14 protein-coding genes, 2 tRNA genes and 1 pseudogene are annotated in these 14,958 nt (G+C 68.3%); 8 read left to right on the top strand and 9 right to left on the bottom strand.

Annotated elements, in window-relative coordinates:
- Positions 1-888, bottom strand: a pseudogene (locus HKK72_RS18475) (tetratricopeptide repeat protein); the annotation flags it as partial.
- A gap of 1,099 nt (positions 889-1,987) precedes the next feature.
- On the opposite strand from HKK72_RS18475, the gene HKK72_RS42785 reads away from it, so the two are divergent.
- The 4 genes from HKK72_RS42785 (at position 1,988) to HKK72_RS18495 (ending at position 5,258) form a co-directional block, all read left to right on the top strand.
- On the top strand, positions 1,988-2,302 hold the full coding sequence (locus tag HKK72_RS42785; protein WP_410050317.1) for a replication initiator: 315 nt from the start codon (positions 1,988-1,990) through the stop codon (positions 2,300-2,302).
- Positions 2,299-2,478, top strand: coding sequence for a helix-turn-helix domain-containing protein (locus HKK72_RS18485; RefSeq protein ID WP_187235631.1), 180 nt, complete (start codon positions 2,299-2,301; stop codon positions 2,476-2,478). The genes HKK72_RS42785 and HKK72_RS18485 overlap by 4 nt, the downstream gene beginning before the upstream one ends.
- Positions 2,478-3,821 carry a tyrosine-type recombinase/integrase gene (locus HKK72_RS18490; protein ID WP_187235632.1) on the top strand — a complete coding sequence of 448 codons (1,344 nt, stop codon included), beginning with the start codon at positions 2,478-2,480 and terminating at the stop codon, positions 3,819-3,821. The genes HKK72_RS18485 and HKK72_RS18490 overlap by 1 nt, the downstream gene beginning before the upstream one ends.
- A 999-nt stretch (positions 3,822-4,820) precedes the next feature.
- Complete coding sequence (locus HKK72_RS18495) at positions 4,821-5,258, top strand: hypothetical protein (RefSeq protein WP_187235633.1); 438 nt, start codon at positions 4,821-4,823, stop codon at positions 5,256-5,258.
- Between the two features lie 268 nt (positions 5,259-5,526).
- On the opposite strand, the gene HKK72_RS18500 is transcribed toward HKK72_RS18495, so the two are convergent.
- The 5 genes from HKK72_RS18500 to HKK72_RS18520 form a co-directional block, all read right to left on the bottom strand.
- Complete coding sequence (locus HKK72_RS18500) at positions 5,527-5,757, bottom strand: hypothetical protein (protein WP_187235656.1); 231 nt, start codon at positions 5,755-5,757, stop codon at positions 5,527-5,529.
- 15 nt (positions 5,758-5,772) lie between these two features.
- A complete protein-coding gene (locus HKK72_RS18505) occupies positions 5,773-6,105 on the bottom strand; it encodes a DUF6247 family protein (RefSeq protein WP_187235634.1) in 333 nt (110 codons plus the stop codon).
- A 248-nt stretch (positions 6,106-6,353) separates the two neighbouring features.
- Positions 6,354-6,427 (bottom strand) — tRNA-Phe (locus tag HKK72_RS18510).
- A gap of 24 nt (positions 6,428-6,451) precedes the next feature.
- Positions 6,452-6,526: transfer RNA gene (locus HKK72_RS18515), tRNA-Asp, on the bottom strand.
- A 125-nt stretch (positions 6,527-6,651) separates the two neighbouring features.
- Positions 6,652-7,305, bottom strand: coding sequence for a class I SAM-dependent methyltransferase (locus tag HKK72_RS18520; protein ID WP_261986951.1), 654 nt, complete (start codon positions 7,303-7,305; stop codon positions 6,652-6,654).
- A gap of 184 nt (positions 7,306-7,489) precedes the next feature.
- Here HKK72_RS18520 and HKK72_RS18525 point away from each other — a divergent pair, with 184 nt between their 5' ends.
- From HKK72_RS18525 to HKK72_RS18540, 4 genes are all read left to right on the top strand, one after another.
- Positions 7,490-8,356, top strand: a complete 867-nt coding sequence (locus HKK72_RS18525) for a spermidine synthase (RefSeq protein ID WP_187235636.1) — start codon at positions 7,490-7,492, stop codon at positions 8,354-8,356.
- Between the two features lie 227 nt (positions 8,357-8,583).
- Positions 8,584-10,632, top strand: coding sequence for a TRAP transporter permease (locus HKK72_RS18530; protein ID WP_222720865.1), 2,049 nt, complete (start codon positions 8,584-8,586; stop codon positions 10,630-10,632).
- Positions 10,629-11,558 carry a TAXI family TRAP transporter solute-binding subunit gene (locus tag HKK72_RS18535; RefSeq protein ID WP_187235638.1) on the top strand — a complete coding sequence of 310 codons (930 nt, stop codon included), beginning with the start codon at positions 10,629-10,631 and terminating at the stop codon, positions 11,556-11,558. Before HKK72_RS18530 ends, HKK72_RS18535 begins: the two co-directional genes overlap by 4 nt.
- Positions 11,555-12,127 (top strand): hypothetical protein, encoded by a 573-nt coding sequence (locus tag HKK72_RS18540; protein WP_187235639.1) that lies wholly within the window; start codon positions 11,555-11,557, stop codon positions 12,125-12,127. Before HKK72_RS18535 ends, HKK72_RS18540 begins: the two co-directional genes overlap by 4 nt.
- A gap of 62 nt (positions 12,128-12,189) precedes the next feature.
- On the opposite strand, the gene HKK72_RS18545 is transcribed toward HKK72_RS18540, so the two are convergent.
- From HKK72_RS18545 to HKK72_RS18555, 3 genes are all read right to left on the bottom strand, one after another.
- Entirely contained in the window at positions 12,190-13,704 is a 1,515-nt protein-coding gene (locus HKK72_RS18545; protein ID WP_187235640.1) for a hypothetical protein, read from the bottom strand.
- A gap of 67 nt (positions 13,705-13,771) precedes the next feature.
- Positions 13,772-14,500 (bottom strand): Mut7-C RNAse domain-containing protein, encoded by a 729-nt coding sequence (locus HKK72_RS18550; RefSeq protein WP_187235641.1) that lies wholly within the window; start codon positions 14,498-14,500, stop codon positions 13,772-13,774.
- Between the two features lie 128 nt (positions 14,501-14,628).
- Positions 14,629-14,913: a PspC domain-containing protein gene (locus HKK72_RS18555; RefSeq protein ID WP_187235642.1), complete on the bottom strand. Its 285-nt coding sequence runs from the start codon at positions 14,911-14,913 to the stop codon at positions 14,629-14,631.
- Between the last annotated feature and the right edge of the window lie 45 nt (positions 14,914-14,958).

Consider the following 14,958-nt stretch of genomic DNA (forward strand, 5'->3'; position numbering starts at 1 on the left):
CCCCGCGTGGGCCAGCGCGTCGCCGATCCGAGGGTCCTCGTCGGCCAATTCCGCCGCGCGGTTCTGTTCAGCGGGGCTGAACTGGCGGTCCACAAAGATCCGGTGCGCTTGGTCGAGCACGGCCTGGTTGTCGCGTTGAAGTTGACGGCCCTCCTCCCCGCTAGTAGTCAGTCTCTCCTCCTCGACAGCCCGCAACGTAGCCAACACAACCCGGTGGTGGTCTCCCTCTCCCACCAGCTCAATGACGTACTTGCGGGTCAGCCCCCCTGGCCCTAGGTACAGCTCAAGGTCGTTGAGCCACAGCACACACCGCCGCACCGTCGCCGCCTTCGCCACCGCGGCCGCCACACCGTCCCGACTCTCCGGAACGATCAGAATATGGTCGGGCAACACCGCCCGCATCGCCTCAAAGGCCGCCCGAGTCTTGCCCGCCGTGGAATCCCCTGCCAATAGCACAAACCCGCCACGACCAAGCACACGGCGCAGCTCGACATCCACATCACGCGGCACATACACCGGCACGCGATCCCCACCAACGCCACGAACTGTCAGCTGACCGTCGTCACCAGCGGCTGGTTCCTGCAGCGGTGCTGGATGCACCCCTACCGCGATCGGGTCAACGACCTCCCGCACCCGCGGCAACCTCCCACCCGGGACCAACACGCCCTTGGCGACCTCCTTGGCGAGATCGTCACGGGCCTGAATGTTCCTTTTGAACCGCTCCTGCAAGACCCCGGCAAACACCATCGCGATCGGGGCCGCGACGGCGGCGGCGGTCAGCCACCGCCAGTCCTTCACCACTGCGGCCACCAGCACCGCCGGCGCCGCCGCGAGCACCGCCGCGACTGCAGCCAAAAATCCCAGTCTGGCGATCGGGCTCTTCCGCACGCGTTACACCCCATTCCCGGACTGGCCCTCGCCCCACAGGCTCCCACTCCGCCCCGACATAGAAGGATCAGTCATGCGAATCTGACCCCACCTGGCCAGCGGCCCTATGCATCGGGCCGCAGGTCCGCCCGCCTGTCCTCATTGTCTGCGCTTCGCCCCTGGGCTCTGGCTGCTCGGCTTGTCCTGGGCGAAGGCAGGCGGGAGAACAAGGTTTCCACCTCAGCCTCTGACAGACCTTGTGGCGGCGGGCTGGATCGGCCATCCCGGAGCCTGAGGCCCCGCCGGAGGCGTTTTCCAAGCACCGCGTTGTGCAAGGATGGGCTTTGTGTTGCTGACGCGAAAGGACGATGCCGCGTAGACGGCCGGCTCAGCTACGTGCTGACATCCGTTTCCGGGCGTACCGCGATCGTCGACGGAGAATGTTTGGCTCTCGATCTGTCCTGTCCGGATTTACTGACCTGTCTCCACATGGACGGCTCGTCGTGGCCAGGCTCCAATACGAACGGGACTGGCGTGGTACGGCCACTGAAGCTCTGAGTGGCTGGTCCTCCTGGGTCCACAGTCCGTACCGCCGACTCTACGATCCGAAGTATCCGGGCTGCGGGTATTGGGGCTGTTGTCCTGATCCAGCAGAGGTGCGTGAGGCGTTGGAAGTGATCGCCCTTGCTCTGCCGCGGCGGGATGCTCGGCGGTTTCGGAAGTTGCTCGCTGCGCTAGACGACCTGTGGTGAGGGCCATCGGCAGGGCTGTCCTGGTGACGGTGCTGCTGGAGCTGGATACTGCGATGACCGTCGCGGTGTGGGTCGCTCGCTACGGCACGGCTGGAGGGACCGGCGCCCACGCCGCACGCCCGTAGGGCGTGCCGGAGCGGGCGGCCTGCGGCGCCGTGAGGCGCCGCTACCTTGATCTACAAGAGACTACTTCGGCAGCGTGGAGCGTTTATTACGATGGGGCGAGCGACGTCCACAGCGATCCACATCCGTCCACTGACCTGCTGCTGAGTCGCTGCGCCGTCCAAATCCGTCCACGGCCATTGTTAGCACGGGCGTTAGCAAGCTCCGCCACTCCGCAAGGCAGATGCACCGCGCATCGTTCCGGAGTGCTGGCCGAACTGCGGCTCGCCGAGTGGGCCCACATGCTCGGCTTCCGCGGCCACTTCTCCACCAAATCCCGCCGCTACTCCACCACCCTCAGCGCACTCCGAGCCGCCCGGCTCGACCACAACCAGCGCGAACACCACATCACCACCGGACGCCTGCCCTTCGACGACGAGGACCAGGTGCTCGTCATCACCGACTGGCGCTACCTCGGTCAAGGCATGAGTCCCGGCGAAGTGATCCTCACCGCCGCCCTGACCGGCCAGCCACTGCCACCGCTTGATCCATTTGTCACGGCTCAAGGGAGCGCAGCTTGACCGATCTCGTTCTGACCGTTGACGAGGCCGCCGAACGGCTTCGAGTCAGCCGCTGGTCCGTCTACAACCTGATCCGCTCTAACCAACTCCGCACGGTCAAGATCGGCCGTCGCCGTCTCGTTCCGGTCGCCGCACTTGACGAGTTTCTTGCCCGGTCCATGGAGGTAGCCGCCTGATGACCGCTACCGCGCCCACCCCCGAGCCCGAAGACCGAAAGCCGCGCAAGAGCCGGCGGAAGCGGGGCAACGGCGAGGGGAGCATCTGGCTCCGCAAGGACGGACGTTATGGCTTCGCGGCGTATGCGCTCACGACAGCGGGCACTCTCAAGCGTGTCCAGGGTTACGCCCGGTCGCACGAGGAAGCCCGTAAGAAGCTGACCGAGCTCCTGAGTCAGGTCGACCAAGGCATCCCGGTGGCCTCGGAGAGTTGGACGGTGGAGCAGTACCTCACGTACTGGCTCAAACACGTGGTCAGCGTCGAGCGGCGTCCCAAGACCTACCAGGGATACGAGAGCGCTATCCGGCGGCATCTGATCCCGGAACTCGGTAAGAAGCGGCTCGGGAAGCTGGCGGCCCGTGACGTCCGGCTGGCGATCACCCGTATCCGGGAGGCGTGCCAGTGCTGCCGCAACGGCTGGGACGCCTGCCGTGAAGAGCCGCGCTGCTGTGCTCTCAGAGGCGGCCAGTGCTGCGAATCACGGTTGTCGGTGCGCATGATCCAGTCGGTCCACGCCGTTCTACGGAATGCGCTCCAAACCGCCGTGCGGGAGGAGATCATTCCGCGCAACGTGGCCAAGCTCGTCACGGTGACCACGCCCAAGTACAAGGTGAACCGCGGGCTCACGGCGGAGCAGGCGCGCGTGGTCCTCAAGGCAGCCAGAGACGAAAGGCTTTACGCGCTGTACGTTCTGGCGCTGTGTCTTGGCCTGCGGCGTGGCGAACTCCTTGGGCTGCGGTGGGAGGACGTAAACCTCACCTCGTGCCGGGCCTGCGTTGAAGAGGACGGCGGCAAGGTCGGTCAGCCCTGCCAGCGCTGCGGGGACAGCGGGGTCGAGAGTGCGACCCTGGAAGTGGTCCAGACCCTCCAGCGGATCGGGGGAGCGCTGCGATTCGTGCCGCCCAAGACCGACGACTCAGAGCGGACTGTCCCGCTGCCCACGCTGTGCATCATGGCGCTTTGCGAGCACAAGGAGAGGCAGAACGCCGAACGCTCAGAGGCATGGCCGGACTGGCAGGATCACGGACTCGTCTTCCCGTCCCGGATCGGCACCCCGATGGAGCCGGACAACCTGCGCCGTAGCTGGGGCCGTATCCGGGAGGTTGCCGGACTCGGTGGCATGCGGTTCCACGACATGCGCCACACCTGCGTCTCACTGCTCTTGGCACTGGGTGTGCCGCCCCACGTCGTCCGAGAGATCGTCGGCCACAGTGACATCGAGGTCACCATGACGATCTACGCTCATGCGGCACTGGATGAGAAACGGGCGGCGCTGCGGAAGCTGGGGGATGCCCTCGGCTGATGCCGTTGCTGTCAAAAAGACCCCGGGCGATCTTCGCTCGGGGTCTTTCGGCTGTTCAAAGGCGGTGGGCAGGGGCGGGGTCGAACCGCCGACCTTCCGCTTTTCAGAAGTAGCAACCGCCCTGTTCACGGGACGCTCGCCGAGGTGGACGGTGCTTCACGGCTGTGACTGGTGCCGTGTGTGTGGGGCTGTTGTCGTCAGGACTGTCGTCAGCTTCGTCGGTGCTGCCCTCGGCCTTTGAGCCGTCGTACGTGCCGTTGGTGCTGTCCGGCTTAACGTCGCTGGGCGTGGTCGACGGGCAGCGGTCGTGGGTCGGCTTGACGGCGGCGCTGGTGACCCGGTTCAGGTCAGTCAGCACGCGCGGCTGTCGTGCTGCCGGTTTCCGTACTCGCTCACTGTGATTTGAGATCGTCTGGTCGTGTGGCTCCCACGAACTCATCCTGTTGGCGAGCCCTTAATCAGTGGAGATGTCCGATTGGGCCGCTCTAGAGTCCTCAAGGGTCGGTGATATGGCGGAGGTCCTGTGGCACTGGCAAGGAAGGGATCACGACGGATATCCGTCGGCGATGCCGAGTTTCGTTGGAAGGTACACGGTCGGCCAACGTACTGCCAGGCGATGGGATGGTCTCCGCTGACCTTCGCCGTACAGCAGGTCTGCGGGCCCGGCGCTCGCTTGGTGGTCTCCCTGCCGTGTGCTCACCCGAGCAACTGTTTGGGGCTCCCGGCTGGAGTCGTCCTCCCCCGGACCGTCACTACCGCGATCACTGCGGCGATGGGCCGGGGATGGCAACCGTCGAAACCGGGGCCAGAGTTCAGGTTGGAACTGGATGATTCAGCGGCGCTAAAGATCGACGTCTGAGGACACGGATCCGGAGGGCGCTTCCCCGATCTTGCTCAATCATGCCGCTGGGCTGCTGCCGAACGCCGTTGTCTTCTTGCCCAGCGCCATTCCGAGTATGTTCCGGCTCTTGGTCGGATACTCCGTGGGACACTTGCCCTGTGATGGCTTCCGCAACACGCAAGATTTTGGCGGTGAAGCCGGGCGAAACGTGGTTGGTGCTGGTGGATGGTGAGTGGGCCTTCGACGCTCCTCCACAGCACTCTGCTGTTCCCCTCGCTCGGTCCCGCATGTGGTTGTTGCCCCTGCTGCAGAGGTCGCGTGACGAGGTGGAGGCGGAGGCTCGGGAACTGCTGAGACCTGGTGACCCAGACCTTGGTGAGGCGTTGGCCAAGGTGGTTGAGATGGGGCTGTGTGCCTGGTCGGATCACTGGATTGCCAGTGCGTTGAATTGGATGGTCGCTTCAGAGAGTGAACGCTTCGCCGATCGCCTACATGAGATCGCCCAAGGGCAGGCCAAGGCGGCTTCTCAAGCCACGCAGCACACTGCAAAGAGGCTATTGAAGCGGCAGGAGCTCTGGTTTTCGGGAAACCCCTGACACCTGGCTTGCAAAGTCGACCTCAGGCCAAATTCCTGACCTGCCAACACGCTGGCCTCGGTACCAACGGATCATTTGCCCGTCACAAGGAACTGCGCGATAGTCTTCCCCCGTCGCAGGGCACTGAGAGCGAAGGATTCAACTAGGTAGCGCATCGGTGCATCGTAGATCGTGACCACCAGCGCTCGCGTGGTGCCCAATCCCCGTGACCTCCGGAGCGTGCGGCGTAGCCTTTCCCCAACGGCCGCAGCCCGTCACGAAGTGTTGATCATGGCCATTCAATGCGGAGCACGTGCACCTCGCGTCGTTCTTCGAGGACAAGGTATGTGGCGAGCCCGCGTTCGCCGAAGGCGTGCGTGAGCATGTTGCCCCTGGGATTGGCAGGGTTGAACGGCTGCCCGCTCCAAGGCGCCGTCTCCAGCAAGGTGAACAACTCGGCGATTGGGCGTAGAGCTCCCTCGGGGACCGCGTTGATCTGTTCCTCAGCGACCCGGTCCAAGCTGAGCCGGTACACCTACCGTCCGTTCTCGCGCTCAGTGAGGAGCTCACGCCACGGCCTTCCCGCAGGGACAGCCTCCCCAGCGGCGATCTGACCGGCGCGGGCGTGCATCCGCCGACGCCCTTCGGGGTCGTGTGCCGAGTCGCAAGCGGAGATCCACCAGCGATGTACGAAGTCGTTCAGCACTCCGAGGTCGAGGTTCACCCGGACCTCATCGAGCACCGCTTTGAGCCCGGCGTCGAAAGCTTCGCGGTCTTGGGGCACCACCAGGGCGGCCCGGATGGCTCGCAGACTCTTGGCCGGCTCGGGTGCGCTGCCAGGAGTGAAGTCGTGTGGTTGTGCGGTCATCCTGGGCCTCCTCCCACTCCCCAAAGCCTACAGAGGTCGCCCGACACGCTCCCGCGAATCGCCAGCCTGGGAAGCCGGAGAAGGTGACAGCTACGAGGCACATCGAAGCCGGACCTGGTGGCGAGACGGCCTCAGCTCGTGATCAGCATGGTCGTAGACGGTTGCACAAACTGCGACCGTCCGCCGTACGTTGTCGTCAAAAACGCCCCGGGCCTGTGGCTCCGGGGCGTTTTGGCTGTTCAGAGAGGTGGGCAGGGGCGGGGTCGAACCGCCGACCTTCCGCTTTTCAGGCGGACGCTCGTACCGACTGAGCTACCTGCCCTCAAGGGCGCTGATGCGCCTTCAGCGGTCCTGACGGGATTTGAACCCGCGGCCTCCACCTTGACAGGGTGGCGAGCACTCCTAGCTGCTCCACAGGACCTTGCGTGCCGAGACCGTGGCCCCGGCTGTGGCCCCGCCGGTCATCCCCGGCTTGGGCAACGTCCGAAAGCATAGGCGATCGGTGGGACATGCGCCAACTCGATACCGCCGGCCCGGTATCGCCGCTCAGTGATCATCGCGACGGCAGTAGAGGAAAAGCTGGATCTCGGGCCAAGCCCCCAGGGGCACGGGGGTGTACGCGACGGCTCGCAGGTCGAGTATCTCAAAGCCCGCCCTGGCGACGGTCGAACCCAGCACGCCGCGCGGATAGGCGCTGACCCGCACCGGATGGCCGAGGAAGGCGACCGGCGCCTCGTCCAGATCCTCTTCGACCATGGAGAGCAGGAAGATACCGCCCGGAACCAACAGATCCCGGAACCGGCGCAGGAGCATGGGAATCTCCATGCGGGAGAGCATCAGCACCGAGAAGAAGCCCACGATCGCATCGAACGTGCCGAGTGACTCGTCCACATCGACCATGTCGAGCCGCAGGAACGTGGCCCGCGGAGCGTTGCGGCGGGCAAGCTCCAGCATCACCTCCGAGATATCGATTCCGGTGACCTCGAATCCGGCCTCGGAGAGACGGCGGGCGGTGGGCGCTCCGGTTCCGCAGCCCACGTCGAGCACCCGGCCCCCCGGCGGCAGCCGATCGATGAGCCATTCGGTGGCGGCCTCCTGGCCCTCCTTGTTCGGAAAGGCCTCGTCGTAACGGTCCCCGATCTTGTCGAAGGCCACGGCGTGCATGCTCTGTCGCATGGCCCGGGTGGCGTTCGGGATCATCAAGGCGTCCTCCATACCGGCGGGCCGAGCACCGCTTGGTACGGAACCTAGTCGTGCGAACCCTCCGCGCCCCAGGCCCGCCGCCTTTGTGAACAAACCGGAATGTGGTCGGGGCCCTGTCGGTCCGGACGCCCGGACCGGCGGACGCGGCTCATCCGCCGGCCGCGAACCCGATACTGGAGAGATGGCGCATCGGCAGCGGACCCGGCGGACGGCGGTGGAGCAGGAGGCCGTGGACTCCGGCGTGGCCGAGTTCCTCCCGGACCTCGACCGCCCACGTGCATGGACCCTGCTGATCGACGGCACCCCGCAGTCGCATGTCGACCTCGACGACCCCGCATATCTGGAGTTCGAGTACGTACGGCGGCTCGGCCACGTGGTGGATCTGGCCGCGCCGCCCGGCCTGCCGCTGCGGGTCCTGCACCTCGGTGGTGGTGCGCTGACCCTCGCGAGGTACGTCGCGGCGACCCGGCCGCGTTCGGGGCAGCAGGTCGTCGAGGTCGACGCCGCACTGGTCGACCTGGTCCGCCGCCGGTTGCCGCTGGAACGTACGTCGCGGATCCGGGTCCGGACCGGTGACGCCCGGCAGGTGCTCTCGCGGGCGCCCGAGGGGGCGTTCGATCTCGTGGTGGCCGACGTCTTCGCGGCCGGCCGGACCCCGGCCCACCTCACCTCCGTGGAGTTCGTCACCGCCGCCGCCAGGGCACTGCGGGCGGACGGGCTGTACGCCGCCAACATCGCCGACGGCGCTCCACTGGCGTTCGCGCGCGGGCAGGTCGCCACCGTCCGCGCGGTCTTCCCGTACGTCTGCATGATCGCGGAGCCGGCGGTGCTGCGCGGCCGGCGGTTCGGCAACCTCGTGCTGGTCGCCGCGCACCGGGAACTCCCGACCGCGGTGCTGACCAGGCTGACGGCCACGGACCCGTTCGCCGCCCGGGTGCTGTACGGCCGGGAGCTCGACGATTTCGTCGCGGGTGCGGTTCCCGTCACCGACGTCACTGCGGAGGCGTCCCCCGAGCCGCCGCCGGGCCTCTTCGGCCTGCGGGCGTGAGCCGGCGGGTTTCGGCGGCACCTCGCGGCGGGCCCGCCGGTCTGTTCGACGTCGTGCCGGTACGACGCCCATTCCGCTGACGGTCGCGTGACGGACACGTAGTGTGACTGGTCGGCGACCGGTGTCATCAGGTGGCCGGATCCGGCCACGTGGCCGCCGGTGGCCTTCTGTGTGCGAACGCCGACCCGTAATGTCCTGATCAACTCCTGTGAGGAGGGATGCCCCGGATGACGGTTGAGGCGGCACCGGTCGGTTCTGCGGAGGACTACGAGCAGGAGCGGCCCGCGCGGCGCCTCACCGGATTGCCCCGGCACCTCGTCTTGACCGCCTCCGGTCTGCTGTCCGTCTATGCGCTCGTGGTCGTGTTCCGCCCGGCCGCGGTCCTGCAGTACCGGATGACGTTCCTCGCGGTCGCACTGCCGCTGATCTTCCTCGCCTACCGGTCCGGGCTCCTGCTGAGGCGCGTGCGGAGGAGAAGGACTCCGACGGAACCGGCCGATAGTAAGGGCGAGGCCGAGGGAGAGGGCGAGGCCGAGGCCGAGGCCGGGCCCGGGGTAGAGGGCAAGGCCGTGCGCATCGCGGGTCCGCGCACCGACTCGCCGGGTATCCTCGACTGGTTGCTCGCCGCCGCGTCGGTGGCGGTGCTCGTCTATCCGCTACTCGACTTCGACGCGTTCGTGAACCGTGGTCCCGAGCCCACGAGCACCGACCTCGCCATGGGCGTCGGGCTCACCCTCCTGCTGCTCGAGGCGGCGCGCCGCACGGTCGGCTGGGCGCTTCCCGCCATCTGCGTCGCGTTCCTGCTGTACGGCTACTTCGGCGCATACATCCCGATCGGCTGGGAGATCGGGCACCGGGGTTATGACCTGTCGAGCCTGGTCGACCACCTGTACATGGGGACCGAGGGCTTCTTCGGTGTCCCGCTCGACGTCGCGGCGACCTACATCGTGCTGTTCACGATCTACGGCGCCGTACTCGACCTGTCGGGGGCGAGCCGGTTCTTCATCGACGTCAGTTTCGCCGCCTTCCGGAAGTCGCGGAGTGCTCCCGGGCGCACGGTGACCACGGCCGGCTTCCTGCTCGGCACGGTGTCTGGGTCCGGCGTGGCCACCACGGTGAGCCTGGGTTCGGTCTCGTGGCCCATCCTGCGCCGCGCCGGGTATCCGCCGGAGCAGGCCGGCGGGGTGATGGCGGCGGGCGGCATCGGGGCGATCCTGTCACCGCCCACCCTGGGCGCGGCGGCGTTCATCATCGCCGAGCTGCTGCGCGTGAGCTATCTGAAGGTCCTGCTGTACGCGCTGGTGCCGACGATCCTCTACTACGTCGGCGTCTTCCTCGCGATCGAGATCGACGCGCGGCGCCTCAGGACCAGGCCCACGGACGTGAAGGCCCCGCCGTTCGGCCGGCTGCTCCTGCGCTTCGGTTACCACTTCAGCTCGCTCGTGCTGATCGTGGTGCTCATGGCGATCGGTCGCTCGCCGTTCCAGGCGGTCGTGATCGCCACCGCCGTCGCCTTCGCGCTGTCGTTCCTCGACCCGCAGCACCTGCTGACGCCGTCCCGCCTGTGGCAGGCGCTGGTGCAGGGGAGTCTCGGCGTGCTGCCCGTGACCGCCGTCTGCGCCGTCGCGGGGATCATCGTCGGGGTCGTCACGCTCACCGGCCTCGGGTTGAAGATGAGCGACATCGTGGTGACGCTGGCGGGCGGGAACCTGGGTCTCACCGCGCTGTTCGCCGCCATCGCGATCTGGGTCCTCGGTCTCGCTGTGCCGGTCACCGCGTCGTTCATCATCTCCGCGGTCGTGGTCGCGCCCGCGCTGGTCGGCCTCGGGGTGGCCTCGCCCGAGGCGTACATGTTCGTCTTCTACTACGCGGTGCTCTCCGAGGTCAGCCCGCCGACGGCGCTCGCCGCGGTGGCGGCCGCCGCCATCACCGGCGGCGACGCGTTCAAGACGATGATGATGGCCTGGCGTTACACGCTGCCGGCCTTCCTGGTGCCGTTCGCCTTCGTCCTCACCGACAACGGCGCGGCGCTGCTCTGGTTGGCGCCGTGGCCGCAGGTGCTGCTCGCGACGGCCGTCTCCATCGTGGCGGTCGCGGCGCTCGCCGTCGTCACCGGACGGTGGCTGATCGGTCCGGCGCGATGGCCCGAGCGCCTGCTCTGCGCGGTGGCGGCCGTGCTGCTCCTCTACCTCGAACCCATCCCGGTCGTGGCCGGGCTCTGCCTGCTCGGCCTGGCGGTCGCGGTGCATCTCGCGCTAAGGAGGAAACAGGCATGAAACGACTAACGGCCATGTTGCTCGCGGCGGCGCTGACCCTGGTCGCCTGTGGTCAGCAGGGGACCCGGCTGTCGATCGCCACGGGCGGGACGACCGGCGTCTACTACATCTACGGCGGCGGTCTGGCCAAGCTCATCTCGGGCGGGCTCGACAACACCGAGGCGACCGCGTCGGCGACCTCGGCGTCCGTCGACAACATCAAGCTGGTGGCCTCGGGCCGCGCCGACATCGCGTTCTCGCTCGCGGACAGCGCCGCCGACGCCGTACAGGGCAAGGAGTCGTTCGGCTCACCCCAGCCGGTCCGCGCGCTCGCCCGGATCTACGACAACTACACCCAGCTCGCGGTGACGAAGGGCTCGGGAGTGAAGAAGGTCGCCGACCTGAAGGGCAAGCGGGTCAGCGTCGGCGCGCCGAACTCCGGCACGCTGGTCATCGCCCAGCGGATGCTGACCGCCGCGGGGATCGACCCGGCGTCCGGCATCAAGGCGCAGCAGCTCGGCATCAACGAGTCGGTGCAGGCCATGAAGGACGGCACGATCGACGCGTTCTTCTGGTCCGGTGGCGTGCCGACCGCCGGGGTCACCGATCTCACCAGTACCAAGAAGGACGTCGCGCTGGTCGACACGACCGATCTGCTGCCCGCGCTCACCCAGCGGTACGGTCCGGCCTACCGTGAGATCACGATCAGCGGTGCCGCCTACGGCCTGCCCGCCGACATCAAGACGGTGGGGGTCGCCAACTTCCTGCTCGTGAGCGACAAGATGAGCGACGACCTCGCCCACGACATCACCCGGCTGCTGTTCGACAAGAAGGCCGAGCTGGTACGGGTGCACCCAGAGGCCGAGAACCTCGACAAGCAGCTCGCCCAGCAGGTGACGCCGGTGCAGCTGCACCCGGGAGCGCAGCGGTACTACTCCGGAGGATGAGGCGACCGTCCCTCCGGGTCTGGTGCGCCGGCGGGGCCCTCCTGCTCGGCGGTTCGGCCGCTGCCGACGACCCCTCGGGCGGCCCGTCCGGCGGCGGTGACGGCGGCGCGTGGTCGATCGTGGCGGAGCGGGCCGGCGGCACGCCTCTGGTGGCCCGCCCGCTGCCGGCGGGTGGTTCGTTCGCGCTGGCCTACGAGCACTCCGCCTATCGGTCACCCGCGGTCGAGGTCTTCGCCGCCGCCGAGCACGGCTTCACGATGTACGCGCTCGCGTCGCCCAATGAGGCGGTGCTGGACTACTACGAGGTGGAGGGCACGCGCACGCGGCTGGCGACGTCGGGGTGGTGGGTGCTGCGTCTCGCCCGGCCGCACACCTACGAGGCGCTACCCCTGATCGCCACTCCGCTCGGCCGCCGCACGCTGGTGGCGGGCCCGGACTGCGTGCCGCTCTACCCGCGTTCGGGTGCGTACGACCTGCGCATTCGGGTGACGCGGGCACGGCCCGCGGGGCGCACGGCACCCTGCCCTCCCGCCGTCCGCGAGATCGCCCGGACCGTCCCCACACCGTGATCGGACGCGGAGAGCCGAGACCACGGCGGGGGCCCGCGCGGCCCCCGGGTGTGCGGCGCCGGTCAGTCCTCCAGAGGGCGGCCGTTCGCCAGGTTCCGCATGCGGTCGCGCACCTCGGCGACGGGTTCACGGGCGAGCGCGGTGTCGAGCGCCTCGGCCGCCTGCGCGGGCCAGGACGAGCGGTCCCACGCGGCGAGCGTACGGATCGACTGGTTCCGGTTGCGGGTCACCGGGCTGGCCAGAGCGGCAGCGACCAGCGGCCAGCCGCGCCCCGGCCAGTCCCCGAGCGTGGGCAGCAGGTGGTCGAGGCACCGGTGCGGCGCGTACATCTCGCCCACACCGTCCCCGTCCGCCGGGCCCGTCCCGATCTGCGCGAGCGGCAACGTTTCCACCGCGAGGCCGACCACCTCGTCGATGGTGGAGGCGTCGGCCTGCCGGGTCGCGGCGAACCAGCCGAACGGGTCGTACGGTTCTGCTCGCAGCCGTTCCATGTGCACCCGGAGGGTCGAGATGCCCAGGGTGTCGCAAACCCGATCGGCCCGATGGAACTCGTCGGCCTGAGTCGAGGCGAGCCCGCGGCGGGCGAGCTCGGGCCACTGCGGGCGGGCCAGGATCTCGGCGGCCACGGGCACCAGGGCCGGCCACTCCCGCTCGGCGTACCGGTGGACGTCGTGCACCGCCAGGTAGTGGCGCAGGTCCTGTGCGCGGGTGGTCATGTGCCCGAGGAACAGCTCGGCGGCGCGCCGGCCATCGGCGTAGTCGGCCATCCCGTCGAACGGCCCGTGGTCTGAGCACAACGCCCTCAGGATGTCGGCCGCCGCGTGCAGCAGCTCGTCATCGGGCCCGGCTTCGGCCAGCCGTCCGGCGAGGTCGCCTACCTCGGCCGCGATCGTGGCGAGATACCCGTCCGCCACGTCGTTGCGGAAGCCCGCACGGAGGATCCAGTCCCTGATCTCGGGCTTCGTGCTGTCGGCGAGCCGTTCCACCAGATGGATCCGTCCCCAGCCGGCGACCTGCCGGGCCAGCTCCCACAGGTCCGGTTCGGCGTCCGTCGCGCGGTTGGCCAGCGCGACGGCGGCGAACAGGGTGAACTCCTCATGCCGCCCGAGCGTCATGAGCTCGTCGCGATGGTGGTCGGCGTCGAACAGCCCGAGGATCGCGATGCCCAGCTTCACGGGCTCACGATGCCGCGAGGTGACGGCGAGCCGGTGGCCGAGCCGGTAGACGGCCTCCTGGTCCAGTTCGGACGACCTCAGCCGCCGCTGGATCTCATCGACGAGTGAGACGGTCCTCACCTCGATCGCCACCTCAAGCAGCGCGTCGTAGGCCCGCCGGCTCTTCACGGCCGCGACGATCGCGCTGTGGAGACGCTCGACCTCGTCGGGGTCCGCCGAGCCCGCCCAGTGGTGCGTGAGCACCCCGTCCCTCGCGCCCACGGCCCAGGGGACGCCGTCGCGCAGATCGCCGGAGTCGGGCAGTGTCTCGGCATCCGCGGAAAGCCCGGACCCGTCGACCGGCGCGTGGGCGCGCAGGTGCTCGTAGACGGAGGGATCGGCCTTCCGACGTTTTGCGAACATTCGGGCACTGTAGTCAGAGCCCGCCCGATTCGGCCGCTGTTTTTTGGTCGCCGATGCTCGATCGGTCTCAGCGGTATGCGCTCACGGTGCGGGTCGCCGTCTCGACGATGGCCTCGAGTTGCCGGCTGTGCGCTCCGCGCCAGTAGACCCGGCCGCAGTCGGTGCACCGGCCGTAGGTGTCGTAGTTGCGGCTGGTGCCCGGCCGGAGCAGGTGTTCCACCTCGTCCTTGCCCGCCGGGGCCAGTTCCCCGTTGCAACTGGTGCAGCGGGTCCAGGGGGCGAGCGGCGGTGCGAACCGCTCCAGGATGTCCTGCAACTGCGCGTCGGGGTCGGTGCCGCGGACGTGGGCGCCGAGCCACAGATTGCGGCGGCACAGCAGCCCGCGGTCCTGAGTCAGCAGAACCCGCCGCTCGGCGTTGGCCTGCACGACCAGGGCGGGGTCGTCGCGGTCGTTGTCGTAGGCGGTGTCGACGCCGATGAGCCGCATACGGCGGGCCAGCGTGCCGAGATGGACGTCCAGCAGGAATCTCGGCGGGTTGATCGGCAGTTCCTGTGGCCGCCGCGGAGCCTCGACCGAGATGGTCTCGCCGCCGGCCGGGCGGTGGGAGTGCGCCACGACCCGGCCCTCGACGACGAGGGCGCCGATCTCCGGGATCGGCACACCGAGCGACTGGATCAGATGTCCCAGCGAGGACGTCCCGTCGTGGGCGACCGCCACGTGGCCGTGGCGGTTGCGCGGTGCAAGGAACGTCCGTAGCTCGGCGGCGAAACTGAGATAGATCTCCGGCTGGTCCATTACTTCAGGATGCCACTCCGCTCCGGGTCCTGGAGAACACCGGAGCGGTCGACGGCCTGGCCGCCGGTCACGACCCTGTGCTGGTCACGGCCCTGTGCTGGTCACGGTTTTGGCCCGGCATGGCCGGGTCAGTGCGCGACGTGCTTGTCGAACTTGTCGGCGTGCTTGCTCTGGCTCTTGTTGATCAGGTCCTGGGCGATGGACGTCTCTTTGCCCTCATCGGGGATGAGCAGCCACGCGGCGACGTAGACGGCAACGGCGGTGCCGCCGGTGAAGAAGGCGACGACGGCCAGGGCGAGCCTGGTGACGTGGACGTCCACGCCGAACTGGCGCGACAGGCTGGTGCAGACTCCGCCGAGGATGCGGCCTTCGCGGATGCGGTGGAACGAGATGGGGGAGGTGTTTTCGCTCATGTATTGAGAATGCCCGGCACACCGTCGGCGCGACATCGGGATTCG

The organism is Actinomadura sp. HBU206391, assembly GCF_014323665.1.
GTDB lineage: Bacteria > Actinomycetota > Actinomycetes > Streptosporangiales > Streptosporangiaceae > Actinomadura_C.